Annotated in this window: 1 protein-coding gene; it reads right to left on the reverse strand. The window is 62.9% G+C overall.

The genetic code is table 11. The features are described 5' to 3' along the window. A partial coding sequence (locus GSQ95_RS25740) for a UvrD-helicase domain-containing protein (protein WP_158974014.1) occupies positions 1-730 on the reverse strand: 730 nt, incomplete at both ends.

Here is a 730-nt window from a genome sequence, read left to right on the forward strand (position 1 = left end):
GAGCTTCTTCTGCTGCACCAGGTCCTTGCGACCTCGGCTGAACTGGAACAGGTCTTCGAGCTCGCGCAGCGAATAGCTGTCGATCCCGCCAATCCAGAACATGCGGTGGCCACCCTGTTTCTCCAGCCGCAGGGCGTTCTCGATCACGCCACTAACCGTGCGATGCAGCCAGGTCCGGTGCGCGAGATCCTCAGGCAGCGAGCGCTTCACCAGGGTGCGCTGGCCGAGGCCCTGCAGCTTCACCGTCTCGCCTTTGAACGACAGTATGATGTTGGCCACATGGGCAACGGCTGGCCCGAAGCGGAACGACTGGGTAAGGTAGTGCTTCTCGGCGTCCACCATCGAGGGCGCGCTTAGCGCGTCCTCGGCACCGCGGAAGCGATAAAGCTGCTGGTGGCGATCGCCCACCATCACCTGAATGGTACGCTGCCGCTGCACCAGGTCTGCGATCACTGGATTCACGTCCTGGCCCTCATCGAGGAGGAGGGCACCAAACCGATTGGAAAGGTCCGGCCGGCTCATCTGATAGAGCTTGAGATAGCCGTCGTGGGTGATCTGCACGCCGGCGTCCTGCAGATCAATCATGCGCTTCCACACACTGATGGCCAGCCCCACCACCTGGGTGATCCGTCGCTCCTGCAGGGGCGTCAAGCCGCGGCCGTCGTAGCGGGCAAAATGGCGACCGTCCAGGGCCATGTCGGCGCTGGCCATGAAGGTGTTGAGCGTATTG

The sequence above is a fragment of the Pseudomonas sp. BAV 4579 genome (assembly GCF_009765395.1).
Lineage (GTDB): Bacteria > Pseudomonadota > Gammaproteobacteria > Pseudomonadales > Pseudomonadaceae > Chryseomonas > Chryseomonas aestiva.